Annotated in this window: 34 protein-coding genes and 4 tRNA genes; 11 read left to right on the top strand and 27 right to left on the bottom strand. The window is 70.8% G+C overall.

Features of this window, described 5'->3' with window-relative positions; genetic code table 11:
- Positions 1-177: 177 nt before the first annotated feature.
- From APR04_RS18970 to APR04_RS18870, 21 genes are all read right to left on the bottom strand, one after another.
- Positions 178-456 (bottom strand): hypothetical protein, encoded by a 279-nt coding sequence (locus APR04_RS18970; RefSeq protein ID WP_253873068.1) that lies wholly within the window; start codon positions 454-456, stop codon positions 178-180.
- The gene (locus APR04_RS18965) at positions 456-1,349 is read right to left on the bottom strand and encodes a hypothetical protein (protein ID WP_253873063.1); all 894 of its coding nucleotides are present in this window, start codon (positions 1,347-1,349) and stop codon (positions 456-458) included. The genes APR04_RS18970 and APR04_RS18965 overlap by 1 nt, the downstream gene beginning before the upstream one ends.
- Positions 1,346-1,966 carry a hypothetical protein gene (locus tag APR04_RS18960; protein ID WP_253873061.1) on the bottom strand — a complete coding sequence of 207 codons (621 nt, stop codon included), beginning with the start codon at positions 1,964-1,966 and terminating at the stop codon, positions 1,346-1,348. The genes APR04_RS18965 and APR04_RS18960 overlap by 4 nt, the downstream gene beginning before the upstream one ends.
- Before the next feature lie 379 nt (positions 1,967-2,345).
- Positions 2,346-2,780 (bottom strand): hypothetical protein, encoded by a 435-nt coding sequence (locus APR04_RS18955; RefSeq protein ID WP_253873059.1) that lies wholly within the window; start codon positions 2,778-2,780, stop codon positions 2,346-2,348.
- Positions 2,773-3,264, bottom strand: a complete 492-nt coding sequence (locus tag APR04_RS18950) for a hypothetical protein (RefSeq protein ID WP_253873056.1) — start codon at positions 3,262-3,264, stop codon at positions 2,773-2,775. Before APR04_RS18950 ends, APR04_RS18955 begins: the two co-directional genes overlap by 8 nt.
- A complete protein-coding gene (locus tag APR04_RS18945; protein WP_253873052.1) occupies positions 3,257-3,643 on the bottom strand; it encodes a hypothetical protein in 387 nt (128 codons plus the stop codon). The genes APR04_RS18950 and APR04_RS18945 overlap by 8 nt, the downstream gene beginning before the upstream one ends.
- A gap of 3 nt (positions 3,644-3,646) precedes the next feature.
- Positions 3,647-4,201 (bottom strand): hypothetical protein, encoded by a 555-nt coding sequence (locus APR04_RS18940; RefSeq protein WP_253873050.1) that lies wholly within the window; start codon positions 4,199-4,201, stop codon positions 3,647-3,649.
- Positions 4,194-4,691, bottom strand: coding sequence for a hypothetical protein (locus tag APR04_RS18935; RefSeq protein WP_253873047.1), 498 nt, complete (start codon positions 4,689-4,691; stop codon positions 4,194-4,196). The genes APR04_RS18940 and APR04_RS18935 overlap by 8 nt, the downstream gene beginning before the upstream one ends.
- Positions 4,688-4,888 (bottom strand): hypothetical protein, encoded by a 201-nt coding sequence (locus APR04_RS18930; RefSeq protein ID WP_253873044.1) that lies wholly within the window; start codon positions 4,886-4,888, stop codon positions 4,688-4,690. The genes APR04_RS18935 and APR04_RS18930 overlap by 4 nt, the downstream gene beginning before the upstream one ends.
- 313 nt (positions 4,889-5,201) lie before the next feature.
- Positions 5,202-5,828, bottom strand: coding sequence for an Lsr2 family DNA-binding protein (locus APR04_RS18925; protein ID WP_253873042.1), 627 nt, complete (start codon positions 5,826-5,828; stop codon positions 5,202-5,204).
- A complete protein-coding gene (locus APR04_RS18920) occupies positions 5,825-6,127 on the bottom strand; it encodes a hypothetical protein (protein WP_253873039.1) in 303 nt (100 codons plus the stop codon). The genes APR04_RS18925 and APR04_RS18920 overlap by 4 nt, the downstream gene beginning before the upstream one ends.
- Entirely contained in the window at positions 6,127-6,471 is a 345-nt protein-coding gene (locus APR04_RS18915; protein ID WP_253873036.1) for a hypothetical protein, read from the bottom strand. Before APR04_RS18915 ends, APR04_RS18920 begins: the two co-directional genes overlap by 1 nt.
- Positions 6,468-6,761 carry a hypothetical protein gene (locus APR04_RS18910; protein ID WP_253873033.1) on the bottom strand — a complete coding sequence of 98 codons (294 nt, stop codon included), beginning with the start codon at positions 6,759-6,761 and terminating at the stop codon, positions 6,468-6,470. Before APR04_RS18910 ends, APR04_RS18915 begins: the two co-directional genes overlap by 4 nt.
- On the bottom strand, positions 6,758-7,291 hold the full coding sequence (locus APR04_RS18905) for a hypothetical protein (RefSeq protein WP_253873030.1): 534 nt from the start codon (positions 7,289-7,291) through the stop codon (positions 6,758-6,760). Before APR04_RS18905 ends, APR04_RS18910 begins: the two co-directional genes overlap by 4 nt.
- A gap of 85 nt (positions 7,292-7,376) precedes the next feature.
- Positions 7,377-7,784: a hypothetical protein gene (locus APR04_RS18900; RefSeq protein ID WP_253873027.1), complete on the bottom strand. Its 408-nt coding sequence runs from the start codon at positions 7,782-7,784 to the stop codon at positions 7,377-7,379.
- On the bottom strand, positions 7,784-8,050 hold the full coding sequence (locus tag APR04_RS18895) for a hypothetical protein (RefSeq protein ID WP_253873025.1): 267 nt from the start codon (positions 8,048-8,050) through the stop codon (positions 7,784-7,786). Before APR04_RS18895 ends, APR04_RS18900 begins: the two co-directional genes overlap by 1 nt.
- Positions 8,047-8,712, bottom strand: a complete 666-nt coding sequence (locus APR04_RS18890) for a hypothetical protein (RefSeq protein ID WP_253873023.1) — start codon at positions 8,710-8,712, stop codon at positions 8,047-8,049. Before APR04_RS18890 ends, APR04_RS18895 begins: the two co-directional genes overlap by 4 nt.
- Positions 8,712-8,891, bottom strand: a complete 180-nt coding sequence (locus tag APR04_RS18885) for a hypothetical protein (RefSeq protein WP_253873021.1) — start codon at positions 8,889-8,891, stop codon at positions 8,712-8,714. The genes APR04_RS18890 and APR04_RS18885 overlap by 1 nt, the downstream gene beginning before the upstream one ends.
- A complete protein-coding gene (locus APR04_RS18880; RefSeq protein WP_253873018.1) occupies positions 8,888-9,181 on the bottom strand; it encodes a hypothetical protein in 294 nt (97 codons plus the stop codon). The genes APR04_RS18885 and APR04_RS18880 overlap by 4 nt, the downstream gene beginning before the upstream one ends.
- Positions 9,182-9,268: 87 nt before the next feature.
- Positions 9,269-9,517, bottom strand: coding sequence for a helix-turn-helix domain-containing protein (locus APR04_RS18875; protein ID WP_253873016.1), 249 nt, complete (start codon positions 9,515-9,517; stop codon positions 9,269-9,271).
- A complete protein-coding gene (locus tag APR04_RS18870) occupies positions 9,514-9,786 on the bottom strand; it encodes a hypothetical protein (RefSeq protein WP_253873013.1) in 273 nt (90 codons plus the stop codon). The genes APR04_RS18875 and APR04_RS18870 overlap by 4 nt, the downstream gene beginning before the upstream one ends.
- A gap of 715 nt (positions 9,787-10,501) precedes the next feature.
- Between APR04_RS18870 and APR04_RS18865 the strand changes: the two genes are divergently transcribed.
- The 3 genes from APR04_RS18865 to APR04_RS18855 all read left to right on the top strand — a co-directional run bounded on the left by APR04_RS18865 (position 10,502) and on the right by APR04_RS18855 (position 13,636).
- Positions 10,502-11,698 (top strand): tyrosine-type recombinase/integrase, encoded by a 1,197-nt coding sequence (locus APR04_RS18865; protein WP_253873010.1) that lies wholly within the window; start codon positions 10,502-10,504, stop codon positions 11,696-11,698.
- 127 nt (positions 11,699-11,825) lie between these two features.
- Positions 11,826-11,900 (top strand) — tRNA-Lys (locus APR04_RS18860).
- Positions 11,901-12,187: 287 nt separating this feature from the next.
- The gene (locus APR04_RS18855; RefSeq protein WP_253873008.1) at positions 12,188-13,636 is read left to right on the top strand and encodes an FAD-binding protein; all 1,449 of its coding nucleotides are present in this window, start codon (positions 12,188-12,190) and stop codon (positions 13,634-13,636) included.
- On the opposite strand, the gene APR04_RS18850 is transcribed toward APR04_RS18855, so the two are convergent.
- Positions 13,611-14,105: a hypothetical protein gene (locus tag APR04_RS18850; RefSeq protein WP_253873006.1), complete on the bottom strand. Its 495-nt coding sequence runs from the start codon at positions 14,103-14,105 to the stop codon at positions 13,611-13,613. The two genes, APR04_RS18855 and APR04_RS18850, sit on opposite strands and share 26 nt — an antisense overlap.
- 189 nt (positions 14,106-14,294) lie before the next feature.
- Between APR04_RS18850 and APR04_RS18845 the strand changes: the two genes are divergently transcribed.
- Positions 14,295-15,143 (top strand): glycerophosphodiester phosphodiesterase, encoded by an 849-nt coding sequence (locus tag APR04_RS18845; RefSeq protein WP_253873003.1) that lies wholly within the window; start codon positions 14,295-14,297, stop codon positions 15,141-15,143.
- Between the two features lie 3 nt (positions 15,144-15,146).
- Here the strand turns inward: APR04_RS18845 and APR04_RS18840 are convergent, their stop codons facing one another.
- Entirely contained in the window at positions 15,147-15,758 is a 612-nt protein-coding gene (locus tag APR04_RS18840; protein ID WP_253873000.1) for an antibiotic biosynthesis monooxygenase, read from the bottom strand.
- 412 nt (positions 15,759-16,170) lie between these two features.
- Between APR04_RS18840 and APR04_RS18835 the strand changes: the two genes are divergently transcribed.
- Positions 16,171-17,583 carry a M15 family metallopeptidase gene (locus APR04_RS18835; protein ID WP_253872998.1) on the top strand — a complete coding sequence of 471 codons (1,413 nt, stop codon included), beginning with the start codon at positions 16,171-16,173 and terminating at the stop codon, positions 17,581-17,583.
- 54 nt (positions 17,584-17,637) lie between these two features.
- Here APR04_RS18835 and APR04_RS18830 read toward each other — a convergent pair whose 3' ends face one another.
- Positions 17,638-17,982 carry a metallopeptidase family protein gene (locus APR04_RS18830; RefSeq protein WP_253873323.1) on the bottom strand — a complete coding sequence of 115 codons (345 nt, stop codon included), beginning with the start codon at positions 17,980-17,982 and terminating at the stop codon, positions 17,638-17,640.
- 112 nt (positions 17,983-18,094) lie between these two features.
- Here APR04_RS18830 and APR04_RS18825 point away from each other — a divergent pair.
- The 5 genes from APR04_RS18825 (at position 18,095) to APR04_RS18805 (ending at position 19,575) form a co-directional block, all read left to right on the top strand.
- Positions 18,095-18,167, top strand: a tRNA-Glu gene (locus APR04_RS18825).
- Between the two features lie 143 nt (positions 18,168-18,310).
- Positions 18,311-18,384 (top strand) — tRNA-Asp (locus tag APR04_RS18820).
- A 51-nt stretch (positions 18,385-18,435) separates the two neighbouring features.
- A tRNA-Phe gene (locus APR04_RS18815) sits at positions 18,436-18,508 on the top strand.
- 294 nt (positions 18,509-18,802) lie between these two features.
- Positions 18,803-19,255 carry a phage holin family protein gene (locus APR04_RS18810; RefSeq protein ID WP_253872995.1) on the top strand — a complete coding sequence of 151 codons (453 nt, stop codon included), beginning with the start codon at positions 18,803-18,805 and terminating at the stop codon, positions 19,253-19,255.
- Positions 19,252-19,575, top strand: a complete 324-nt coding sequence (locus APR04_RS18805; protein ID WP_253872992.1) for a DUF3618 domain-containing protein — start codon at positions 19,252-19,254, stop codon at positions 19,573-19,575. Before APR04_RS18810 ends, APR04_RS18805 begins: the two co-directional genes overlap by 4 nt.
- A gap of 64 nt (positions 19,576-19,639) precedes the next feature.
- Here APR04_RS18805 and APR04_RS18800 read toward each other — a convergent pair whose 3' ends face one another.
- Positions 19,640-19,849, bottom strand: coding sequence for a BldC family transcriptional regulator (locus tag APR04_RS18800; protein ID WP_108495333.1), 210 nt, complete (start codon positions 19,847-19,849; stop codon positions 19,640-19,642).
- A 593-nt stretch (positions 19,850-20,442) separates the two neighbouring features.
- Here APR04_RS18800 and APR04_RS18795 point away from each other — a divergent pair.
- On the top strand, positions 20,443-20,655 hold the full coding sequence (locus tag APR04_RS18795; RefSeq protein WP_253873321.1) for a DUF3073 domain-containing protein: 213 nt from the start codon (positions 20,443-20,445) through the stop codon (positions 20,653-20,655).
- Between the two features lie 55 nt (positions 20,656-20,710).
- Here APR04_RS18795 and purM read toward each other — a convergent pair whose 3' ends face one another.
- Both purM and purF read right to left on the bottom strand, forming a co-directional pair.
- A complete protein-coding gene (purM, locus tag APR04_RS18790; protein WP_253872989.1) occupies positions 20,711-21,820 on the bottom strand; it encodes a phosphoribosylformylglycinamidine cyclo-ligase in 1,110 nt (369 codons plus the stop codon).
- Positions 21,821-21,863: 43 nt separating this feature from the next.
- Positions 21,864-23,411 (bottom strand): amidophosphoribosyltransferase, encoded by a 1,548-nt coding sequence (gene purF / locus APR04_RS18785; protein ID WP_253872987.1) that lies wholly within the window; start codon positions 23,409-23,411, stop codon positions 21,864-21,866.
- Positions 23,412-23,469 lie beyond the last annotated feature (58 nt).

The following is a 23,469-nucleotide window of genomic DNA, read 5'->3' as shown; positions in this document are numbered from 1 at the left end:
TACCGTGGCATAACTTAGCGCACACGGCCCACGCATGCACGGATCTACCTGCGGTTTCGGCGCGTCCGGCTCACCATGTGCTCACTGCCCGCCTACAGGAGCGCCCTTCCATAGGGCATAAGTGCAGGTCAAGGCGCTATTCCATGGCCTGCGCACCCGCTTCATTGAAGCGGGTGTCTAGTGTGTGGGCTCGAATCGTCCACCGCACGGGCCGCCGTCAGGTTGCGTCATGCGGTCCTCGGTGCCGATGTTCACCTCATCCCAGGTCTGACGGTGGCACCGGTTGCACTCCCCGACCGCTGGTTCCATCAGGTCGACCTCCTCGCCACGCGCGGCCCGCTCGGCGAGGTCCTTCTCGTACGCCAGCGCGGGCCCGAAGATCGCCTGCGCGATCGGCGACGGAACGGTCGCGGCCACGAGCGCACCCATAGCCGTGGGCGAGAGCTCGTTGACCATCAGGCCGTCCTTCCGTCGGGGCTCACCATGCGACGCAGACTATCGACCACGGACGTGTCCCGACCACGGTCGCGGGCCATCCGCTCGACGACGGCGAGCACGTCGGCCACCAGGTACACCGCGTGGCCACGGCGGCGGACCGGGTTGCCGTCCCCGTCCTCGACCGGCTTGATCAGATGCCGCGACGCCCACACCCGGACCCTCGACGCCGTGATGTCCAGGCCGAGGCCGGCCAGCGCACGAGCACAGTCAGTCGCGCCCAGCTGCAGGCCCGTCGTCATCCCGAGCAGGTGCGCACGCCGCTCGGCCAGCTGGTAGATCCAACCGCAGCGCGGGCACGAGAACTCCGGCCGGGTCGGCACGGCGTACAGCTCCTCGGTGCACGGCTCGACCGGATCGCCCCCGGGCACCACCCTGCCGACGCACCGACCGAGGTAGACGCGGTCCGGCGGACGGTCCACGACACGGGCCGCCCGGTAGAGCACGTCGAGCAGGTACTCGACCCGCTCGGCGCCCTCGGGGTGAGCACGCAGCCACGGGACCTGCCGGGCCAACCACGGACCCAACGCCCGGTCGCTGTTGAACGCCTGGAACATCTTGCGCTCCTCGGCGATCCGGTCGGCGGCCGACGTCAGCGCGGTCAGCAGCTCGGTACGGGCCTCGCTCGCGAGCCGGTTGAACGGCACCGGGGCCTCGTCCAGCACGCCGGCGGACGTCGAGCCGGTCGAGAACCGCTGCCCCTTGATGTGCGCGTCCTCGAGCGCGTTGAGGAGCGAGCTCGCACCGAGCAACTCCAACGCGAGCTGATCAGCGTGCGACCCGCACACCACCATCCCCGGCGGCACCAGCGCGTTGCACCGGCCACCGCCTACCTGGCACTTGGACAGCCTCATGATGCTTCCCCCAGTTCTTCGAGATCCGCGGCTTCTATCTCTGCTTCTACCCACTCCTGACTGAGCAGGCGGGCACGGCCGCACGGCTGGCACGGTCGGTTGGTCCCCCGGGGGTGCTTCGTGCAGAACGGGGATGGCTTGGGCGTACCCAGGAGACTTGATCGGGCGCCCTGCGGGGCCTCGCCCGCTCCCTCGGCACTCTCCTCCCTCTCTCCCTCTCTCCCTCTCTCCTCTCTTCTCTCTTCCTCTCTCTCCACTACCGCGAGGGTCTGTATAGAGGTATCCGGGTTGGTTTGACCGGTGATTGACGGGTCTGGCGGCGGCGGGGGTACCCGCGACATGTCGATCCCGCGCTTGTCCACCGAAGGCCAGTCCACGACCTGGAAGTACGTTCGCTTGTTGACGGTGTAGAGCTGGATGTACCCGACGTACTCGAGGGCGAGCAGGTGCCCGTCGATCACCTCCGTGGTCACCTCGTCCGTCAGCGGGTACAGCGACCCCTTGAGCAAGATCGGGTTCGCCGTTTGCCTGCCCGACTCGTTTGCGAAGAATCTCAACCCGAGGCCCGTCAATCGGACGTCGGTCGGCAGCTCCAACAGAATCTCGTCGGCGAACATGCTCGACGGCACGCTTCGCTGCCTGCTGGTCACGGCCATAACGGGCGAACCCCCTGAAAATAGTTCTCAACATTGCCTCGAACGTCCCCGCTGTGACGCGGAAGCACTCGGTCCACCCACGCCCCGCCGGCGCGAGCACGCCGGCGGCCTCCACCTCGTTCGCGAAGGCGCGCTCGAACCCCGCCGCAGCGAGCTCCTTGAGCGCGTACTGCTCCCACCCGCGGGGGGTGTCGCGCTGCGCGATCACGACCCGCCCGCCGGTGGCGTGAAGGTTGCCCAGGCGCGACGCCTTGTAGGCGCGGCCCACCTTCACGATGCCGAGCTCGTCCCAGACCACCACGTACGTGATCGCGAGCTCGGGGATGTGCACAGGACCCACTCAGACCTCCTTGGCGTAGTCGGTGCCGCAGGTCTCGCAGACCATGCCGGTGGTGCGACGGTTGAACTCGGTGCACGTCGAGCAGGCGAGGACCTTGCCGTCGACCTCGGCGACGTGGCCGGCGTCGTGCTCTGCGGCCGGGTGACCGTTCTCCCGGTTGCAGCGATAGACGGCCGGGTCCCCGCGTCGGTAGATCCCGGCGCAGCACGGGACGCCCATGGGCAGGTTCAGAACAAGGTCGGGCGGGTCGACGGGCCGGGCCGCGAGCGCCGCGGCGGTCTGTTCGAACGCGGTGGCGATGCGGTCGAGTGCGGCGATGATCTCGGGCTGCACGAAGATGACGGGCGGCTTCGGGGTGGACACGCCGGCGGGGCCGCGGGGCGGGCGCCCGGGGTCGTCGGACGGCGGGCGCACCTTGATGCGGGGGTCAGCCACGGTCGGCCTCCGCGCCCTTGATGGGGCCGCCCGTGGCCTGCGCCTGGCGGGCCGCGTGGTCGATGGGCGACGTGCCGAGCGGAGTCTTCGGGTTCGTCACGATGGGACGGCCGTAGAGGAAGTTGGTGAGGCCGCCGTCGCGCTCGACGGGCTCGGGCAGCGGGTGACCGAACTCGGCCGCGACCAGGCGCGCCAACTGCTCGCCGGCGTACTTCCCGGACGGCGCCTCGGACGACAGTGCGACCTCGCGCAGGGCGTCGAGCAGGGCGTACTGCACCGGCGTGAGCTCGACCGGCGCGGCGTCGGGCACGAGCGCGAGCACGGCCTGCCCGATCTCGTCGGCGATGTACCGCGGGATGCTGCCGGTCGCGCCGTCGGTGTGGTGGAACTTGATCTGCGAGCACTGCGCAAGTCGGGCAACGACGGTGTCCGTCACGGCGACGTGGTCCGGCAGGACAGCCGTGGGGGTGGTCTGGTCAGTCATCAGTGGTCTCTCCAGGGGTCTGGTTCTTCGGCTGTGTGTGCTCGCCGGCGGCCCAGGCGATGAGGGCCTGGCCAAGCGCGCGGGCGGCGGCGGGGTCCATGACGACGGTGGCTGCGACCATGGGCCGGTCGTGCTTGGCGTTCCAGGTGGCGACGTCCATGCGGAGCCACGGACCCCACCACGGGCCGTCGTCGGGCTCGTGGTCGGTGTTCCCCGGCACGCACCACGGCGGGATGTACCCGAGGCCGATGCTGGCGGGCTTCTCGTCGGTCGGGTACAGGTGCGACCCGGCGTAGGTCCGGACGTCGCCCACGGGCTGCTCCCAGGACTCGGGCACGTCGTCCCACCCGACTGCGGTCTCGGACTGGTAGATGCTCACGGCTCAGCTCGCGCCCACGATCGCGGTGCGGAGGGCGGTGGCGCGCTCGACATACCGGGCCTGCATCCACCCCTCCGCGTCCGTCCATGACCGGTCGGGGTACTCGAACGCGAACAGCGCCCGCGCCACCTCGCCGACGTCGAACGCGGCGGCCAGGCCGGCGCGGACGTCGTCGAAGATCAGCCCGGACAGCTCGGCCTCGAACAGCACGGCAGCGGCCCGGCGGACCGCCCGCGTCGGCTCGGGGCTGAGCACGTACGGCTCCGGCACGCTCACGACGGTGAGCGGCTCGCGACCGGCGAGGTAGGCCGAGGTCGCGGGGCCGGCGGCGACCTCGGCCGGGAGTGCGGCCGGGGCCGCCCACCCGGACGCGTGCCGCTTCCACTCGAGCTCGAACCCATCGCGCAGGACGACGCCGGGCGGTGCGATGTCCAGCCACTCCAGCTCGTCGACCTCAACGCCGGCGCGCACGACGTCGCCCGGCTTGAACGGCCACGGCTCGGCCGGGCCGGTGTCCGGCATCGTGAGGGACATCTGCGTGAGGTGTTCGTCAGCCACGGCTGATCTCCTTCAAGTGGTGACGGATCACGGAGATCGGGACCGTGGTACCGCCCAGGCGCTGCGCGACGTCGAGGCGGTGCTCGATCTCGCGCAGCACCCGGGCCATGCGGCGGGCGTCCGTGCCGAGGTCGAGGAACCGTTCGACGAACGCGCGGCTCGGCGCGAGCTGCAGGCGGGCCTCGATCCCGGGCAGGCCATGGGACGTGCGTGCCGTCAGGGTCGTCTGGCCGTGGTCGGTGATCTTCACCAGGCGGCCGTAGGTCGTGCGGTCCTCCGCGATCGTGAGCAGGCCGGCGTCGCGCAGCGGGTACAGCACACGGGAGTACGTGGTGCCCGTGGAGTGCAGGTGCTCGTTCTCGGGACCGTACGTGTGCAGGTCCGCGACGTCGGTGTTGCCACCGGGGATCACGTACACCGTGATCCCGCCGTACGCGTCCTGCAGCTGGGCCAGGATCTCGGCCTGGCGGACCGTGAGGTCGAGGGTCATTCTGCTCCCTTGGTAGTGGTGTGGGTGGCGCGGTGGTCGGCCCACGCGGCCGGGGTGACGTGCTGCACGACCGGGCCGCGAGGCCGCTGTGATGCCCGCGTCGGCCGGATGGGCACCAGCGCATGGCAGGTGCCGCACCAGAGCCGGACGACCGTCGACGTGGGCGCCTCGACCGGCGCCTCCGCGACGGCCGTCACGAGGCGGTCCCGAGCACGTAGGCCAGGAGCGCCCGCTCCTCGCGGGCCGTCCTGTTCCAGCAGGACCCGCACAGGCCCTTGCCGGCGTACCTGACGGTGCCTGCGACCCTCGCGGCCCGTTGGGACCGCAGCCTCTGACCACACGACATGCACCGCTCCGGCATCTTCTGCTGGACAGGCTCGCCAGCCGAGGCGCGCCACCGCGCGGCCGAGTGGCAGACCTTGCAGAGCCCGCGGCCGTGGTACCTGACGGTGTCCCACCCGCGGCGGCAGGACTGGCAGGCCGGCCGGCGGGTCGTCCGCGTGCGTGTGCTCATCGGGTCGTGTCGCCGTCGAGCAGGCGGACCAGGTCGTGGGCCTGGTCGGCGACCTCACGGACGAGCGCCGGCAGCGCGACCTCGGCCAGGGTGTGACCGGCGGCCGTGTCGACCTCGGTCGCCTTCGCGAACAGGGCGTGCCACGCATCGAGCAGCTCGACGATCTCGTCCGGCAGCGGGCCGGACAGCGTCGACACCACGGTGGGCGGCACGAGCTCCTGCAGCCGGGCGAGCTCGACGGCGAGCCCGTTGGCTTCGACGCGGGCCTGGGCGCGCTGCTCCTCCGTGGTGAGCAGCACGGCCCGGACAGTCTCGGCGTCGTGCTGGGCCTCCGTGAGAGCTTCACCCGCTGTACGCAGCTCACGCCGCAGCCGCGCCACCTCGGCCGCACCGGCAGGCTGCGTCGCCGTCGGGGTAGCGATCGGCTTCGCCGGCGCAGCGGGCTTCGGTGCAGGCCGGGGCATGCCGTGCGCGACGCGGTACGCGTCGACGATCGACTCGGGGATCCTGCCCGACGGCGCGACGTCCAGGTCCTTTGTCCTGGCCCACTGGCGGATCGTCGCGGGCAGCAGGTCGAGGACCTGACCGCCCGCGGGGGTGGTGGTGGTGTCGGTGGTGGTCACAGTTCCCTCCACGGGATGGGCATGACGGCAGGCGCGCTGCAGGTGTTGCAGCTGGTCGTGGTGTAGCCGAGCGCGAGCTCGGCGGCCATGGCCGCGTCAGTGAAGGCACGGCAGGCGTCGCACCCGAGGACGGGGTGCCCGCACGGTGGGCAGGTCGCCCACCGTGCGGGGTCCGGGCAACCGCGTCGTGCCCTCGAGCACGGGACGGCGGCGCGGAGGTCGACCTGCGGGATCGTGAGGACGTCGAGGTCGATCTCCGCGGCCGTGGCCACGTCGGAGTTGATCCGGATCCACGGCATCAGTCGTCTCCTCCTGCGTAGTGGTCGAAGTCGTCGAAGTCCGGGACCGGGGCCGGCCGCCTGGTCGCCGCGCACACGGCGTGGTGGATCAGGGCCGGGACCTCGGTCGTGTCCGGGGACTCGCCGTGGCGCAGCTGTCGGCAGGTCTTGCGACCGGCGGACAGCGCGTGCGACGGCGGGACGTCACCGTGATAGGTCGGGTAGCCCGTCACGAGCGGGACGTACGTCGCCGTCCGTGACGGGACGTCGGCGAGCAACCGCACGATACGGATCTGCTCGCCGCACCCGGCCTTGCACGCCACCGTCTCGAACGGTGACCGTGACGTCTTGAGCGTGCGCGTCACGGTGCGCGCCCCGGGAAGAACGTTCGGACGATGTCGTCGACCTCAGCCTCGACCTCGTCCCACGCGGCATTCCACGCTTCCGGACCGGCAGCGTCCGCGGTCTCCGCGAGAGCGCGCAGGGCCTTCTTCGCCGCGAGCACCCGAACGTTCACCGCGTTCGCCGCAACCACCGCGCGCTGCGCGACGGCACGGCACGTGTGGTCGCAGTACTTCTTGCGAACGTTCGTCGTCGTGAACGACTTGCCGCACGGGGGCGCCCCGCAGACGCGCGTGTACTCGGTGGCGCTCACGCTGCGAGGTCCCTCGAGTAGTCGGCGACCTTGGCGTCCCACGCGGCCGCAGCCTGCGCGAGCTCGACGGCCTCGGCCGGCGCGCGGTGCAGGTCCGGCGCGAACGCGTATTTCTTGGCGGCCTCGTCGAACCGGGCACGGGCCCGGCCGACGGCGAGCCCGTGACGGGCACCGGACCAGAACCGGTGCCCGTCCAGGGCGAGCACGGGCCGCAGGTCCGGGTGATCCGCGGACGGACCGAGCACGATCGGGCGGGCCTCCAGCGGCGCAACCCACGTCAGGCTGGCCGGGTGCGGGCGGTCCACGTCCGGGACCTCCGCGACGTCGACGACGGCCGACGGCAGGGTCGGTGCCGCGGCGCCGCCCGTGGGGCACAGGTGGCCCACGTCGATGTCGTACCAGGTATCGCACGCCGTGCACTGGGCGATGACGTGGCGGAGCTTGAGAACCGGCACCGGCGGGGCGTCGGCGGCCTCGGCCAGGCGGGCCTGACGGGCGCCACGCGCCATGTCCAGGGTTCGGGCATCCATCAGAAGTGCCTCCGCAGGTAGTGGGCGAACAGCCGGACGGCGAGCGCCAGGAGCGTGATCAGGAACAGGAACGTCTCGACGGGGCTCACTGCTCACGCTCCGGTGCGCAGTTGTCGACGACCGCGTTGGTCGCGGCCTCGTCGGTCGCGAGCGCCAGGCGCAGCTCCTGCTCGTTGCGCTTGGCGTCGTCGAGCCGGTCGGCCTGCTCGACGATCGCGTCGGGGTCGGCCGTCAGTGCGACCTCGGCCAGCGCGGCCGACTCGATCTGCACGGCGTCGACGGCGGCGGCGAGGGTCTCGGTGCGGGCCCGCTCGGCCTGCAGCTCGGGTGCGATCTCCTGGCACGCCGGCGGGGCGTCGAGCATCACGGTCTCGGTCTCGGTCCTGGGCTCGTCGAGGCGGAAGCCGAGGCCGATGCCGGCGCCGGTGAAGGCCGCCGCGGCCGCGATGCACAGGGCGCTCTGGGCGAGCAGGACGGGGTCGGGCTTGCGCATCAGATCCACCCCATCTCGTGGCCCACGCGGCCGACGACGACGGCCGCCGATACCAGGCCCAGGACCGTGCCGAGCAGGAGCTCGATGACGATCCGGCGGGCGAGGTACAGGAACCGGGCGGGGCGGAACCGGCGCGGCCGGGGCAGGAGGTCCTGCAGCGGGAGCGCCACGAGCGGCTGCCCACCACGAGCCAGACGCGCCCGGAAGCCGTCGTGCAGGCGCTGCTCGGGCACCTGGCCACGAGGCGGGCGGTGGTTGAGGCTCATCGGGCCACCGCCGGTCGGCAGCTGCCAGCGGCGCCGTCAGGCGCAACGGCGGAAACGCGGGTGAGCTGCTCGGGGTTGTAGCGCCACTGCTCGCCGTCGACGCGGACTGTCACACCGGACACGGTGTCGACGTGCTCGACGACGCCGATGCCGCGAGACGGGGTGAGCACCGTGTCGTCGACGTCGATGCGCTCGGTGCCGATTCCGGATTCCTGAATCGGCTCGACGCGCTCGACGTCGGAGCCCCACACGACGCGCCTCTCGCCGTCGATCGTGGCGAACAGGGCGGGACCGCGGACGGTCTCGACCTTGCACACGATCCCTGCCGGCACCAGGGCATTGCCTCGCGTGGTGCGCACGACGGTGCCCTCGGTGATCCCGTGCACCGCAGCCTCGCGGGCGTACTTCGCCTCGACGGCGCGGCGCTGTCGTGTGACCAGACGGGCACCCGACTGGGCGACGAGCTGGTGGGCGCGGGCGTACCGACGCGCGGTGGGGATGTCGCCGGCGACGAGCAGGCGGGCAGCCTCGCGTGCCAGGCTGTCGGCCGAGTCCGTGAGCAACTCGGCCGCGGTCCGCTCGCTCCGGTACCTCCGCTCGGTGAGCAGGTCGGCCAGCGCGTACCGGCGGGCGTCCACCTCGACCGGGTTCCGGCGGGCCATCAGAGGACACCTCCCTGGTCACCCTCGGCGCGGACGCGGGCGGCGATCTTCTCGTCGCGGAGGTCCATGGCTGCGAGCGCCTCGGCGTCGGTCAGGTCGTCCAGGTTGGCGCCGGTGATGCGCTGGGGCAGCGGGCCCTCCTCGACGGAGCCCTTGCGCCACGGGTCGTTGGTGCTCATCGACGGGCCTCCTTCGCAGCGGCGGCGGCGAGGTCGGCGACGGCACGCTTAGCACCCTTGTCACCGAGGAGCGCGAGGGCCTGGATCCAGACGGCGGCCATCGTGTCGTCACCGGCCAGGACCGCCTTCCACCGCGCGGCCCAGACCTTGGCGCGGGCCTCCTTGATCGCGTCGTCCGCGTTCAGCCCGCGGTCCTGTGCGGCCTCGAGCGTGGCGATCGCCAGCGCACGGGGCGTCGTCTTCGGCCCTGCCTTCGGGGCCGGCTTGCTGGTCGTGATGCTGCTGTTCATGGGAAGATCCCTTCGGTGGGGCCCCGCAATGCGTCGGTAGCGCGCGGGGCCTTGCTCTTTGCCCGGAGACCGTCCGGGCGTCGGTGTTCAGACGGAGGCGTGGACCGCGCGGCGGGTGGCGATGTCGGTCACGACGCCGGCGGCGGCCTCGGCCACCTGGTGGGCGCACTGCTCGCCCTCCAGCCACGCGGCCAGGCACTCGGGCCGGATCAGCCACGGGCCGCGCTTGATGCGCTGCGTGCCGTGCAGAGTGCCGTCCTGCAGCGCCTTGCGGAGGGTCTCCGGGTGCCGGCGGCCAACGGCGGCCGCGTCGGGGACCGTGAGGCGCGGAGTCACGATGCGGCCGCCAGCTCTTCGGCAGGTGCGGCGGACTCGGCCCGTGCGAGGATGTCCGAAGCAGTCGCGCCGAACCGAGCAGCCACCTTCTGGAGCTCGGACGGCGCGAACGGCCGACGACCGTGGTAGCGCTCGGTGAACGGTGCGCGGTTCATGTTGACCGCGGCCGCCATGCCGGAGATGGTGAAGTTCCAGCGCGCCATGTCGGCCCGGACCTCCGCAGCGACGGCCAGGTCGAGAGGCCGTACCGAAATGGGTTCGTTGTCCATGAGCCAGATCATGTACCTATTTCGGTACTACGTCAAGTTACTTGCGCACAGGGTGTACCCATATGGGACAGTGGACGGATGGCCCGTGTCTCAAAACCCCTGCAGCCGCTCGACCATGAGGTCCAGCGCATCCTTGCTGAAGCTGTCCGTGCGCGCGCGCTGAGCCTGCGCACCATCGGCGATCTCGCCGGCATGTCCGCCAACCGCGCGGGCATCATCCTCCGCTGCGAGGAGCCACCCGCGACACTCGGCGAGCTCGACGGCATCGCCCGTCAGGTTGGCATGACGGCGTCTCGGCTCGTCGCCCTCGGTGAGGCCTCGCTCACGGCGTCGACGGCATCGGCAGATGAGCCCGACGACCCCGTTCCATCTGTCGCACCCCAATCCACGACTGCTCGACAATCGGGCACAGCCGCGGGCGCCGGCCTGCCCCTCGGCGGCCCTCGGCCGCGACGTACACAGCCGAGTAGCGGCACCAGGCCGCGAAAGCACACGAAGTGAGCAGACAGGACCGCACCAGCGGCTTCGGCACATGCAGTGGATCTTGCGGGACCGCGTTGTCCGTGTCGCTCATGCCTGACTAAGGCACCTCGTCACTCTTTATGACGCGAAACGCTTCGACCAATTCATCCAATCGGGTGAATTGCTTTGATTTCACATGGCGAAACGGGCTAGGTAGGCCCGGCATCACCCACGAGAAGGGAACTCGCACGTCATGGCGTGGACACGGAAGCTGAAGTCCGGCAAGTACTCCGCCCGATACCGCGGGGCCGACGGCGAGTCGCACCCGGTTCCGGGCGGTCCCTGGACCCATAAGCGCGAGGCCGAGCGGGAGGCGGGCGCAGCCGAGGTCGCATCTCGCGCCCTCGGGTGGCGCGATCCCAAGGCGGCCGGTCGCCCCTGGGGCGAGTGGTGCGCGCAGTGGTGGCCGAGCCGCGGTGTCGCCGCGTCGACGGACCGGAACGACGTCGGCCGGCGCAACAACCATCTGATGCCCCGCTGGGGCGACGTGGCCCTGGTCGACATCACCCGCCACGACGTGAAGGAGTGGGCGGCCGAGCTGCGCGACGGCGAGGACGACGAGGGCGGCCTGGCCGCGGGCACGGTGATCCAGATCGTCGGGCTGCTCTCCCGGTCGCTGCGCGCCGCCGTCGACGCCGAGGTGCTCCCGTACAACGTCGCCGACAAGCTCAAGCTGCCGGCAGCCTCGCCGGGCAAGGAGCGGTTCCTCACCCGGGAGCAGGTCGCGAAGATCCTCGGCCAGCTCGACGGCAGGCACCTCGCCATGGCGAAGCTCCTGGTGGGCACCGGCATGCGGTGGGGCGAGGCTGCCGCCCTGCACCGCGACCGGATCCACCCTGAGCGGCGGCTCGTCGACGTCGTCGAGGCTTTCGACTCGACCACCTGGAGGATGTCGCCGCTGCCGAAGGACAAGCAGATCCGGACCGTGCCCGTGCCCGCATGGATCGACCTGTCCACGCTCGAGGACCAGGCCGACGAGGACGGCGAGGACGGCGACGGCACGTGCGGCTACACGCACACCGAGGGGCACTGCCCCGGACCGCTGCTCCTGACGGGGGACCGGGGCAAGATCATGGGGTACCGGAACTTCCAGAACGTCTTCAAGTTCGCGGTCCGGCGAGCCAGGGTCGGGCACGTGCGGATCCACGACCTGCGGCACACGTACGCGAGCTGGCTACTGCAGGGCGGCCGCACGATCGCCGAGGTCGGTGAGCTGCTCGGGCACGCGTCACCGCTGACCACCCAGCGCTACGCCCGGCTCGACGTGATCGCCTCCGAGGACGTCCTGGACGCGCTCGGCTCTGACCCGTCCATCCCGCCGCCCAGTGCCGCGACAAAGCCGGCCGACGAGCTCGCCGCGCGCCGGGCACGACGTGCTGCGAGCGCCTGAGGGTGGCGCAGATGGCGCAGATATGGCGCAGCCAGCGACTGTACGAGCCTGGACGAGACTTGACGGTCCGACCCGGACGGGCCTTAGAAACGTTGGAATCTAGCCGTTTTGCCGCTTTACCTTGGACGAGCCTGGACGGGGCTGGACCGGGCGTAGCGGACTTTTAATCCGCGGGTTCCGGGTTCGATCCCCGGGGGGCCCACCCTGATAGCGCCGTCACGAGGGCATTCACTGGGTGGCGCGCTAGTCCCGCGTCCGCCAGCGCCACGCCATCTTCTGCGTAGCACGCCATAGTCCGCGGAATCAGCCCGGATCGGTGGACCATGGCGTCCCTCGCGGACGATGGCGTGCCAAGACCAGGGCGCCCGCAGGGCAGTCCTGCCGCCCATCCTTCCGCACGCTCGTCCTGACAGCACGTCCACGGAACGAGCACCATCGCGAGGACCGCGACCGGTACCGTGGACGCCCACCCGAAGCTGAGGGGCTCACATGGCACAGCTCGATCGCCGCACATTTCTGGCAGGCGCTGCCGTCGTCGCGTTCGACCCGGTGACATCGCACTGGCTCACCAGCTTCCCGGAGAACACCTCGGCGATCCAGATCCCGCACCTCGACGGCGAGCTCGTCACGGACGAGCAGTCCCTCACCGAGGCTGCCACCGACTACGGGCATCTGGCCCATCGCCGTCCGCGAGCGGTGCTGCGGCCAGGTTCGGTCCGCGACGTCGCCACCGTGGTGCGCTTCGCGAACGAGCACCGCCTCACGGTGGCCGCACGCGGCCAGGGCCACTCGACGTTCGGCCAGGCGCAGACCGACGGCGGCGTCGTGATCGACTTCCGCACGCTCGCCACGATCCACGAGATCACGCCGGACCGAGCGGTGGTCGACGCAGGGGTGCAGTGGCTCGACCTGATCCGTGCCGCGCTGGCCGCAGGGGTCGCGCCACCGGTCAGCACGGACTACCTCGGCCTGTCGGTGGGCGGCACGCTGAGCGTCGGCGGCATCGGCGGCGCCTCCCAGCACTTCGGCCTGCTCGTGGACAACGCGCTCGAGCTGGAGGTCGTCACGGGCGAGGGTCGCCTGGTGACCTGCTCCGCCGACCAGGAACGCGACCTGTTCGAGGCGGTGCTCGGGGGCCTGGGCCAGTTCGCGGTCATCGTGCGCGCCACGGTCCGGCTCGTCACCGCACCCACCATGGCCCGCGTCTACACGCTGACGTACCCGCGGATCACCGACCTGACGGCCGCCCAGCGCGCCGTCCTGGCCGACGGCCGTTTCGACTACCTGGAGGGCCAGCTGGTCCCCACGGACGACGACGGCTTCGCCTTCGTCCTGGAGGGCGGTTCGTGGTTCACCAGCGCGCCGCCCGACGACGACGTCCTGCTGACCGGCCTCGCCCCGTCGGGGGTGGACGTCGTGGACGTCACCTACTTCGAGTGGCTGAACCGCATCTACGAGACCGTGGAGCAGATCGAGGCGCTCCGGCTGCCCAGCCCGTGGCTGAACGTCTTCCTCCCGGACGCTGCGACGGACGAGATCGTGACGGAGCTCCTCACGACGCTCACGCCGGCCGACGCCGGCGGCGTCGCCCTGCTCTACCCGACCAACCGCTCGCTGATCACGCGGCCCCAGGTCGTGGTTCCCGAGGGCCCGGTGTTCTTCCTGCTCGCGCTGCTCCGCGCGGTGAGCCCGCCCGACGACGCAGAGGCGGAGCGCCTCATCGCCGAGAACGACGCGCTGTACGCACGGGTCCGGGCCGCCGGCGGCACCGGCTACCCCGTCAACGCGCTGCACCTGAGCCCGGCCGACTGGCGCGACCACTACGCCGACCGCTGGCCCGCCGTGCGCAGCGCCAAGGCCAGGTACGACCCGCGCCGGGTGCTCGCACCGGGCCAGGGCATCTTCGAGGCCGTCAGCAGAGCTTCTGGTACTCCTTGAGGCCCTCGACCGTCGAGGCGACGTCGAGCTCGACCTCCGCGCCCGTCCCGAGGTCGAGCTCTTCCTGAAGCTGCAGGAACGGCACCCGGATCCGCTCTACCGGGCCCTGGAACTCCTCGGGCACACGTGACTCGAGCCGCCCGAGCTCCCTCGCCATCGCGTGCATCTGGTCGGCGGACGTGCCGTCGAGCCCGTCGCTCGCGCTGACGAGCGTCGTGCCGATGCGCTCCTCGAGCGTCTTGTCGCCCTTGACGTACATGGCGGCGCACGCCTCGTTCGCGTCGAGGGGCGCGTCGGGGTCGGGCTGCGAGGAGGCCGTGGCGCTCGCGCCGCCCGACGGCTGCGCGCTCGCTCCGGCGTCCGCCTCGCCGCCCCCTGAGCAACCGGCGAGCACGACGAGCGTGGCGACGGCGACGAGAGCCGTGCGGGCCCGGAGGCGGGCCGGGGCGGAGGTGACAGGGCGGACCATGCCGCACATGAAACCACCCGGCACCGAGAATCCGCGCATCCGGTGGGTTTCGCCCGAGTGGCCGACACGGCGCTCCCGGGGCCGGACGGTGAACGATCCCGGAACAGTCCCAGAATTCGTGCGCCTGCCCTGGGAAGTGGCGCGTCGTCGGCCTAGCGTGGATACAGAACCGCAGACCCGGAGGTCACCATGGCCGTCGCTCGTCCAGCAGTCATCGCCCATCGCGGGTACTCCGCGGTAGCCCCGCAGAACACGCTCGCCGCGGTCGAGGCCGCGTGCCGAGCGGGCGCGGACGCCGTCGAGATCGATCTGCAGCCCACCGCCGACGGCGTGGGCGCCGTGATCCACGACGAGACCGTCGACGCCACCACCGACGGCACCGGCAAGGTCTCCGCACTGACGTCGGACGAGGTGCTGGGGCTGGACGCCGGCTCGCGCTTCGCTCCCGCGTTCTCCGGACAGCACGTACCCACGCTCGCCGACGTGCTGGGCGTGCTCGCCCGGCACCCGGAGACGGACCTGCTCCTCGAGCTCAAGGGCTCGTGGGACGTCGAGCAGGTCGAGCGGGTCGCCGCCACGATCGCGACAGCCGGGTTCGACGACCGGGTGCTGGTGCAGAGCTTCTGGCCCGGCACGGTCGCCACGGTCCGCGACGTCGCCCCGCACCTGCCCGGCGGGCTGCTCGTCTCGTTCGACCCGCCCGGCCTCCTGCGCCTGTGCGAGCGCCTCCGCGTCGTCGCGTGCAACCCGTCGGTCTCGACGGTCGCAGGCAGCCCACGGCTGGTGTCGCGCCTGCACGCCGCGGGCCTGCGCGTCATGTCCTGGACGGCGAACGACCCGGCGGCGTGGACCACCCTCGTCTCGGCCGACGACGGCGCGGGCGTCGACGCGGTCATCACCGACCGTCCGGAGCGGCTCGCCGGCTGGCTCACCGGCCGGACCGACCGCCTGGTGGCCCCGCCTGCGCCGGGCCGCGGCGGGATCCGGCTGCGCCGACGCCGCGTGCCCGCTCAGCGGGTCGTCGCGGGCACCGCCTGACCGCTACGTCCGGTGCAGCCAGCCGTGCAGGCTGCGGGTCACCCACGGAAGCACCCAGTACGCCATGATCGGCGTCAGGATCAGTGTCGAGATCAGCACCTTGAGCACGAGCGCCACGTCGCCCCACCCTGGCACCAGGTAGGTGAACAGCGCGGTGAAGAGCAGGTTCACCGGGAAGAACCCCAGCCAGATGCTCGTCGCCTGCTTCCACCGGGGCGGCACGACGGCGGCCGCGACGTCGGCGGGCTCGTCGGTACGGGACGGATCGTCGAACCAGCCCTCGATGCCCGTCCGCTGCTGGTACCGCAGCTCCTCGACGAGCCCTGTGCCCTGCGCCAGCCACTCGCGACGCTCGGCGGACTGCTCCCAGGCGGCGAGCCGGTCGGCGTCGGCGAAGCGGTAGAGCATGTGCCAGTGGCTGGATCCCTCGGCGGCGCGGATCCAGCCCGAGCCGAGAAACCCGTCCCAGCGGTTGGCGAGGTTGACGCCCGACTGCACCCAGCTGGTGACCTCGGGGACGTGCTCGGGACGGACGATGCGGTGGATGGACACGGTGACGGACTGTCCGGCGGGGGTGGGCACGGATCCGTTCGCGGCCTGGTCGTGGTGGGCCATGCTCGAAGTCTCACGCATGGCCTCGCGACCCTCAATGTGAGCGCGCACACCCCAGGTTGTCGGCCCTTCACGTCTGCGCCACTCTCTGCGCGCAGCTTTTGTGAGGCACGCCTCCGCGGAGGGGGTTACATGGCTCTTGGACGGTCGTCCAGCATTGAATGTTGCCGCATGGAACCACCCCCTGGGCCTTCTGGCCGGGTTCCTGCCGCAACCGCCATGATCCTCGCGACCCGTCGCGTGCCGTGGCCAGACAGCAGCCGGAGCATGCGTCGCCGTCCGCCCGAGGGAACCGACCCTCACGGTGCCGCCCGTGCCCAGCCGCAGAACGGAAGCTCAGCGTGCCCCAGACGCCGAACCCCGTCGCGCCACGCACGGCGTGCCATGTCCCCTCCCCCGAACGTCAGGAGCTTCCTTGACGCGCGGCGACCACGCCCTCACCCCCCGTCGCACGCGGCGCCCGGGCACACGCGGGGCACACGCGGCCGTTGCAGGACACGTCCCGCACCCCATGGTCCGCCGCTCGTCGTTCGCGATAGCCGCTGCGCTGACGTCGGTGGCACTGACCACCACGGCGGCCGTCAGCGTCACCGGGAACGCCGGCGCCCCGGGCACCGCGGCCGCCGCTGAGCGGGCCGCGCAGCCCGGCGGCGTGGCCGTCGGCAGCGCGTTCGTCACCGACCCGGCCGTGCGGTCCGCCTCCGAGAAGGCGGACGCCGTGCTGACGGACGCCGCCTACGTGACTCGCGAGGGCGACCTCGGGGCCAAGGAGCGCAAGCGGCTCCGGGCAGCCGCCCAGGATCTGCGGACCATGCTGGAACAGGCTCGCGCAGCCGCCGGCCCCACCGTCGCCGAGGCCCGGCCGGCTAGCGCTGCCTCCCGGAACGCCGAGCGCACCTCGCTCGACGAGCGAGCGGCGGACGGCGCAGGGAAGGCAGCCCCAGCGGGTGCCACCGAGACCACACCAGAGGTAGCCGCCACCGAGCCGACCAACCTGGCCGGAGCCGCGACGGGTGGCACCGCGATCAGCGGGCAGGACGCCACCGACCTCCCCGTCCTCGTCACTCCGCTCGCGCAGTCGGTCGGTGCGACCGACGCCGCGAAGGAAGCGGACTCGAAGTCCGGCTCGAAGGAAACGGGCTCGAAGTCGGGCAAGCAGAGGTCGGCCACCACGGCAGCGCCGTCGGCCACCGACATCGAGAAGGTGACGACGTCGCTCCAACGGCTCATCACCAAGGCCGACGGCGACGCGGTCGTGTCCGTCACGGCGGGCCCGACGCCCGCGGAGATCGCCGCCGCGAGAGAGGCCGTCCTGGAGGCACGTGAGGCCCGCGCCGCACGGGCCGCAGAGCGCGAGGCCGACAAGGCGCGAGAAGCCGCCGCCACCCGAGCCGCTGAGGCGAAGGAGATGGCCAAGACCGCGAAGAGCTACGGCAACGGTCAGATCCCGTCGAACGTGCTCTGCGACCTGGGCTGGGCTCAGGACGAAAAGCTGCGGTGCGACGCCGCGGCGTCGCTCGAGGACCTGAACGGCGCCTTCCGTGCGGCGTTCGGCCGAAACCTGGACCTGACCGACGGGTACCGCTCCTACACGGAGCAGGTGTCGGTCGCCGCGTCCAAGGGTGCCCTGGCCGCCGTGCCCGGCACCTCGAACCACGGGCTGGGACAGGCAGTCGACCTGTCGGGCGGCATCGAGTCGTTCGGCACGGCCGAGCACGCCTGGATGGTCGCCAACGCCGGGAAGTACGGCTGGAAGCTCCCGGCCTGGGCCCAGGCCGGCGGCAGCAAGCCGGAGGCCTGGCACTGGGAGTACGGCACCTCGTACTGACCCTCGTACCGTGGAGCCGGTCCCGTGAAGCGCTGCTTCGGGGGGCCGGCTTCGTCACGCCCAGCCGAGCTCGTGCAGCCGGGCGTCGTCGATCCCGAAGTGGTGGGCGATCTCGTGGACCACGGTCACGGCCACCTCCTCGACGACGTCCTCGCGGGTCTCGCAGAACGCGAGCGTCGGGTTGCGGAAGATGGTGATGCGGTCCGGCAGCGCTCCGGCAGCCCACATGTGGTCACGCTCGGTGAGCGGGACGCCCTCGTAGAGCCCCAGCAGGTCTGGATCGTCCGCGGGCGCGTCGTCCTCGACGAGCACCACCACGTTGTCCATCTGCGCCGCAAGGTCGGCCGGAACGAGGTCCAGTCCCTCGCTGACAGCTGTCTCGAAGTCCTCGCGCGTCATCTCCACCACACGCCCATCATCCCTGACGCGGGCCCCTTGAGGGCCGTCACGCAGACCACTCCTTGGACTGGCCAGCAGAGCCCCGAACCGTCTGTAGACTTGCCAGGTCCCAGCCCCCATCGTCTAGCGGCCCAGGACCCCGCCCTTTCACGGCGGTAGCACGGGTTCGAATCCCGTTGGGGGTACGCAGTGGCTCGTCAGAGCCACGTTCTGACTGCTGTGAGGCAGGCCATCCTCCGGAAGTCCGAATCTGATTTCAGTTTCGGGCCCACGGTGGGTTAAGGTTCTCACGGTTCGGAAGAGCCCCCCGGTCGCGGGTAGCGTCCAAGGCCCTGTAGCGCAGCTGGTTAGCGCGCCGCCCTGTCACGGCGGAGGTCGCGGGTTCAAGTCCCGTCAGGGTCGCGCGAGAGGCGCCCGGATGGTCGGTCTCGACTATCCGGGCGTTCGCGCTAGGGCTCTGTAGCTCAGTTGGTAGAGCGTTCGACTGAAAATCGAAAGGTCACCGGATCGACGCCGGTCGGAGCCACAGCAAAAGGATCGTAGGATCCTGCGATCTCGATGGGCCGCACTTCTTCGGAAGTGCGGCCCATCTGCGTTTCCGGTCGCCGGTGCGGCCACCGGGTAACCGCGCTCCTCGACCTCTGGGAACGTCACCCTCAGATACTGGCAAGGCAATTCCTTCCAGTATTCGTGCATTCGCGATCAGTTCTCTTCATCTTATTTCCTCGGGGCCACGCCGCCCCAGGAATTGCCCCATGCGCTCTTGGCCTGTTGAGTTGTCTTCAGCGGCGCAGGCCGAACCGGCGGCACGGGAGGGCAAATGATCGAGGACGTGAAGATCGACAGCCAGAGAGAGGCGCCAGGTGGCGCCACGGCAGTCACTCCGGAGCCCGGGAAGCCCGCTTCACTGGGCAAGCTCGTCGAACAGATCTCCGAGCAGGCATCCCGGCTCGTGCGTGCGGAGATCGCGCTCGCCAAGGCGGAGCTCACCGAGAGGGCCAAGAAGTCCGGCATCGGCGTCGGACTGCTCGTCCTCGCGCTCCTGATCCTCGCCTACGCCGCCGGGGTGCTGCTCCTGGCGGCCGTGTACGGCCTGGGAACGGTGTGGCCGCTCTGGCTCGCCGCACTCACCATCGGCGGCTTCATGCTGCTCGTCACGATCATTCTCGCCCTGGTGGGCGTGCAGCTGCTGCAGAAGGGCACCACCAAGCCGGAGAGCGTCGAACGCGTGAAGGACGATATCGCGTCGATCAAGGAGGCGATGAACCGATGAGTACTCCGATACCGCCGCCCAGCAGGCATTCGCTCGAGGCCGAGGTCCTCCGCACCCGTGCGGAGCTCGCCGCGGCCATCGACGAGCTGACGACCCGCCTGAGCCCTGGCTACCAGGCCTCCCGCATCGCACACGAGGCGAAGCAGGCGGCTAGCGACGCCGGCGCGATGGCGACCGGGGCATTCGGCAACAAGAACGGCCCGGCGCAAGATCCGCGCCGGGCCCGCAACGCCAAAGTCCTGATAGGAGCCACGCTCGGTCTAGTGGTCCTCGGTACGGCTGTTGCCGTGACCGCTGTACTCAGGCGCGCGCGGGGCTGAGCTGGGGGGCAGCACCCGGCGCGCCTTCGTCCTGCTTGCCGACCAATCCGTCAACGACGCCTGACTAGTTGTCAGAGTCGCCCGAGCTGTCCGCTGCCGCACCGAGCAGCGCCCGAACCTCGGACTCCTTGTAGCGGCGGTGACCGCCAAGTGTCCGGATCGACGAGAGCTTTCCCGCTTTTGCCCAACGCGTTACTGTCTTTGGGTCAACACGGAACAAGCTCGCTACCTCGGCGGGCGTGAGCAGGACCTCGGATTCTCCGTGGATGGACATCCCCGCACCTCCTCCGGAACGGTGCCGGCCTGGCCGTACCAGGCGGTTGACGACACCCGCTCTTGCACCATTGTTAGCAGCAAACGGGATTTAGGCGACTTGGGGACGCGGTTTATTTCCGCACTCTTTCCGCCGCTCGCCACGCGCGACCGTTTCGGGCGAGTCTCGGACACGTGCGACACGCCGACGGCACGATCTGGCGCGGGAGGCCAGCGCCCAGGACGCATCCCTCGCCCGCGTCCGGCAGACCTCCGCACATCGACCAGGTGTCGGCAAAGCGGCGGAGAAGGCTGCCCCGGACAGGCGATCCGGAGGAGCCGCGGCAGCTCGGGCGCCCCCGGCTGCCGAGGAGCGATCATCCGTTCATGGCAAATGGCTCGTCATGTTACAGCCAAGTGCTCGACGATGCCCGCGCGTGGTGTCCGGACACGGGGGATCTGAATGTCACATCAGAGGATGGGACGAATCACGCCCACGGACTGGAAGAAACGCCGTACCAGCATGTAACGTTGGAACCTGGACAGACGAAACGCTACGGGGCCGCACGTCCATGCACGGTGTCGCCCCGCTCCTACGTTGAGGGGGTCGGAGCCATGGGCCGCGGCCGTCAGAAGGCAAAGCAGACCAAGGTTGCTCGCGAGCTGAAGTACTACAGCCCGGACACCAATTATCACGCCCTCGAGCAAGAGCTCAGCGGGGACTCCCACACGGATGTGGCGACAGAGTCGCGGTGGGAATCCCCGGAGGACGAGGAGTACGACAACAGGTACTCCGACTGGGCAGAGCAGGACGGCAACACGCGCTGAGGGTGCCGGCGCGTCTGCGCCGGCCCCGCGCCCGGTTCACGGCCCGGCTACCGCATCACCCGCGGTAGTCGTTCACCAGCCGGACCGCACCACCAGACACACCCTTCGTGCCTGCGACGAGGTCTTCGTGCGCTGCGGCCAGGTCAAGGGTGTCCACGCTCCCCAGCGTCCACGCTGGCACGCCCAACGCGGACAGTCGGGCGAGCGCCGCGTCTGCGCCGTCAGAGCCAACCACCGCCACCATGCCCACACCGAGGTTCAGGGTGTTCTCCAGGTCGCGGTCTGGCACACCACCGAGGTCCCGCACCATGCGGAACACGGCGGGCACGTCCCAGGACGCGCGGTCGACGGTCGCCACCAGTCCTGCGGGCAGGACCCGTGCCAGGTTGGCGGCAAGCCCGCCACCGGTCACGTGGGTGAACGCGTGCACCTGCGCCGCCTCGTCGGCGGCCAGCGCCAGGCAGTCCGCTGCGTAGACCCGGGTGGGCTCCAGCAGCTCTTCGCCCAGCGCCCGCCCCAGCTCGTCCACGTGCCGGTCCAGAGCCCAGCCTGCCTGCTTGATCACCGCACGCACCAGCGAGTACCCGTTGGAGTGCAGCCCGCTGGACGCCATCGCGATCAGCACGTCGCCGTGCCGAACCCGGTCCGGGCCCAGCACCTTGTCGGCCTCCACGATGCCCGTCGCGGCACCGGCGACGTCGTACTCGTCCGGCTCCAGCAGACCCGGGTGCTCGGCGGTCTCGCCACCCACGAGGGCGGTGTCCGCCACCTCGCAGGCCTGCGCGATGCCACGCACGATGTCCGCGATCCGCTCGGGCACCACCTTGCCGGTGGCGATGTAGTCGGTCATGAACAACGGCTTGGCACCCACCACGACGATGTCGTCCACGACCATGCCGACCAGGTCGAACCCGATGGTGTCGTGCTTGTCCATCGCCTGCGCGATCGCGACCTTGGTACCGACGCCGTCCGTCGACGTCGCCAGCAGGGGTGCGCGGTAGCCCTGGAACGCCGACAGGTCGTAGAGGCCGGCAAAGCCGCCAACGCCGCCGAGCACGGCCGGACCCTGCGTGCGGCGCACGGCGTCCTTCATGAGCTCGACGGCCTTGTCGCCCGCCTCGGTGTCGACGCCGGCGGCGGCGTACGTCAGGCCTTCGGATGTCACTGGTGCTCCAGGGAGTGGTCGGTGCTGGTGAAGTGGGAGGTCGTCACGGGTGGTCGAGGGCGGTCGAGCCGCCGGTGCGCACGGCGAGCTGCTTGAGGCCGTCCTCGGGCTGGCCGAGCGGCAGCTCCGCCTGCTCGAGGAGGTGCTTGCCCAGCTGGTCGTCCGGGGGCAGCTCGATCGGGTACTTGCCCGTGAAGCACGCCGCGCAGAGCTGCGAGCTGGGCTGCTCGGTCGCGGCGATCATGCCCTCGGTAGAGATGTAGCCGAGGCTGTCCACCCCGAGCGACTGGCCGATCTCCTCCACGCCCAGACCGTTGGCGATGAGCTCGGCGCGCGACGCGAAGTCGATACCGTAGAAGCAGGGCCACTTGATCGGCGGCGACGAGATGCGTACGTGCACCTCGGCCGCGCCGGCCTCGCGCAGCATGCGGACCAGGGCGCGCTGGGTGTTGCCGCGCACGATCGAGTCGTCGACGACCACCAGGCGCTTGCCCTTGATCACCTCGCGCAGCGGGTTGAGCTTCAGCCGGATGCCGAGCTGTCGCAGGGTGTCGGACGGCTGGATGAACGTACGGCCCACGTAGGCGTTCTTCGTGAGGCCCTGCCCGAACGGGATACCGGACTCCGCGGCGTACCCGACGGCGGCCGGTGTGCCGGACTCCGGCGTCGGGATCACCAGGTCGGCATCGACCGGCTGCTCGCGGGCCAGGGTGCGTCCCATCTCGACCCGCGCCGAGTGCACCGAGCGGCCGTTGATGGTGTTGTCGGGGCGGGCCAGGTAGACGTACTCGAAGACGCAGGCCGCCCGCTCCGTCTGAGCGAAGCGCGCGGAGCGCATGCCGTCGGCGTCGATGCAGATGAGCTCGCCCGGCTCGACGTCGCGCACGTAGGAGGCGCCGACGATGTCCAGGGCGGGGGTCTCGCTGGCCACCACCCAGCCACGGTCGAGCCGACCGAGCACGAGCGGGCGCACACCCTGCGGGTCGCGCGCCGCGTACAGGGTGTTCTCGTCCATGAAGACCAGGGAGAAGGCCCCGCGCAGACGCGGCAGCACCTCCATCGCCGTGGCCTCGAGCGTGTGATCCGCGTCACCCGCGAACAGAGCGGTGATCAGCGCGGTGTCGGTGGTGTTGCCGCGCGCGAGCTCGCCCCGGCGCTGCGCGCCGTAGCGCTCGGCCACGAGGTTGACCAGGTCGGCCGAGTTGGTCAGGTTGCCGTTGTGGCCGAGGGCCACGGTGCCTGACGCCGTCGCGCCGAGCGTGGGCTGAGCGTTCTCCCAGGTCACGCCACCAGTGGTGGAGTACCGACAGTGCCCGACGGCGATGTGGCCGGTCAGAGCGTTCAGGGCCGTCTCGTCGAAGACCTGGGAGACGAGTCCCATGTCCTTGTAGACGAGGATCTGCTCACCGTTGCTGGTGGCGATACCCGCGGACTCCTGCCCGCGGTGCTGTAGTGCGTACAGGCCGAAGTACGCAAGCTTGGCGACCTCCTCGCCGGGTGCCCAGACCCCGAAGACGCCACATGCGTCCTGGGGGCCCTTCTCGCCGGGTATGAGGTCGTGGTTGAGGCGGCCATCTCCGCGCAGAGGCATGTTCCGAGTATCCCATGCGACCGGATCGACGGTGTCAGCCCGGTCTGTGACCTCTGTG

It is taken from the genome of Promicromonospora umidemergens, assembly GCF_024171995.1.
Classification (GTDB): Bacteria; Actinomycetota; Actinomycetes; order Actinomycetales; family Cellulomonadaceae; genus Promicromonospora; species Promicromonospora umidemergens.
This window is presented reverse-complemented; position numbering and strand designations above follow the sequence as displayed.

Bases quoted from the DNA above. Each gene is read 5' to 3' on its own strand.
- APR04_RS18970 (WP_253873068.1), bottom strand. From the start codon at position 456: ATGGTCAACGAGCTCTCGCCCACGGCTATGGGTGCGCTCGTGGCCGCG.
- APR04_RS18965 (WP_253873063.1), bottom strand. From the start codon at position 1,349: ATGAGGCTGTCCAAGTGCCAGGTAGGCGGTGGCCGGTGCAACGCGCTG.
- APR04_RS18960 (WP_253873061.1), bottom strand. From the start codon at position 1,966: ATGTTCGCCGACGAGATTCTGTTGGAGCTGCCGACCGACGTCCGATTG.
- APR04_RS18950 (WP_253873056.1), bottom strand. From the start codon at position 3,264: ATGACTGACCAGACCACCCCCACGGCTGTCCTGCCGGACCACGTCGCC.
- APR04_RS18935 (WP_253873047.1), bottom strand. From the start codon at position 4,691: ATGACCCTCGACCTCACGGTCCGCCAGGCCGAGATCCTGGCCCAGCTG.
- APR04_RS18920 (WP_253873039.1), bottom strand. From the start codon at position 6,127: ATGCCGTGGATCCGGATCAACTCCGACGTGGCCACGGCCGCGGAGATC.
- APR04_RS18905 (WP_253873030.1), bottom strand. From the start codon at position 7,291: ATGGATGCCCGAACCCTGGACATGGCGCGTGGCGCCCGTCAGGCCCGC.
- APR04_RS18900 (WP_253873027.1), bottom strand. From the start codon at position 7,784: ATGCGCAAGCCCGACCCCGTCCTGCTCGCCCAGAGCGCCCTGTGCATC.
- APR04_RS18895 (WP_253873025.1), bottom strand. From the start codon at position 8,050: ATGAGCCTCAACCACCGCCCGCCTCGTGGCCAGGTGCCCGAGCAGCGC.
- APR04_RS18890 (WP_253873023.1), bottom strand. From the start codon at position 8,712: ATGGCCCGCCGGAACCCGGTCGAGGTGGACGCCCGCCGGTACGCGCTG.
- APR04_RS18885 (WP_253873021.1), bottom strand. From the start codon at position 8,891: ATGAGCACCAACGACCCGTGGCGCAAGGGCTCCGTCGAGGAGGGCCCG.
- APR04_RS18880 (WP_253873018.1), bottom strand. From the start codon at position 9,181: ATGAACAGCAGCATCACGACCAGCAAGCCGGCCCCGAAGGCAGGGCCG.
- APR04_RS18870 (WP_253873013.1), bottom strand. From the start codon at position 9,786: ATGGACAACGAACCCATTTCGGTACGGCCTCTCGACCTGGCCGTCGCT.
- APR04_RS18865 (WP_253873010.1), top strand. From the start codon at position 10,502: ATGGCGTGGACACGGAAGCTGAAGTCCGGCAAGTACTCCGCCCGATAC.
- APR04_RS18855 (WP_253873008.1), top strand. From the start codon at position 12,188: ATGGCACAGCTCGATCGCCGCACATTTCTGGCAGGCGCTGCCGTCGTC.
- APR04_RS18850 (WP_253873006.1), bottom strand. From the start codon at position 14,105: ATGGTCCGCCCTGTCACCTCCGCCCCGGCCCGCCTCCGGGCCCGCACG.
- APR04_RS18845 (WP_253873003.1), top strand. From the start codon at position 14,295: ATGGCCGTCGCTCGTCCAGCAGTCATCGCCCATCGCGGGTACTCCGCG.
- APR04_RS18840 (WP_253873000.1), bottom strand. From the start codon at position 15,758: ATGGCCCACCACGACCAGGCCGCGAACGGATCCGTGCCCACCCCCGCC.
- APR04_RS18830 (WP_253873323.1), bottom strand. From the start codon at position 17,982: ATGACGCGCGAGGACTTCGAGACAGCTGTCAGCGAGGGACTGGACCTC.
- APR04_RS18810 (WP_253872995.1), top strand. From the start codon at position 18,803: ATGATCGAGGACGTGAAGATCGACAGCCAGAGAGAGGCGCCAGGTGGC.
- APR04_RS18805 (WP_253872992.1), top strand. From the start codon at position 19,252: ATGAGTACTCCGATACCGCCGCCCAGCAGGCATTCGCTCGAGGCCGAG.
- APR04_RS18800 (WP_108495333.1), bottom strand. From the start codon at position 19,849: ATGTCCATCCACGGAGAATCCGAGGTCCTGCTCACGCCCGCCGAGGTA.
- APR04_RS18795 (WP_253873321.1), top strand. From the start codon at position 20,443: ATGGGCCGCGGCCGTCAGAAGGCAAAGCAGACCAAGGTTGCTCGCGAG.
- purF (WP_253872987.1), bottom strand. From the start codon at position 23,411: ATGCCTCTGCGCGGAGATGGCCGCCTCAACCACGACCTCATACCCGGC.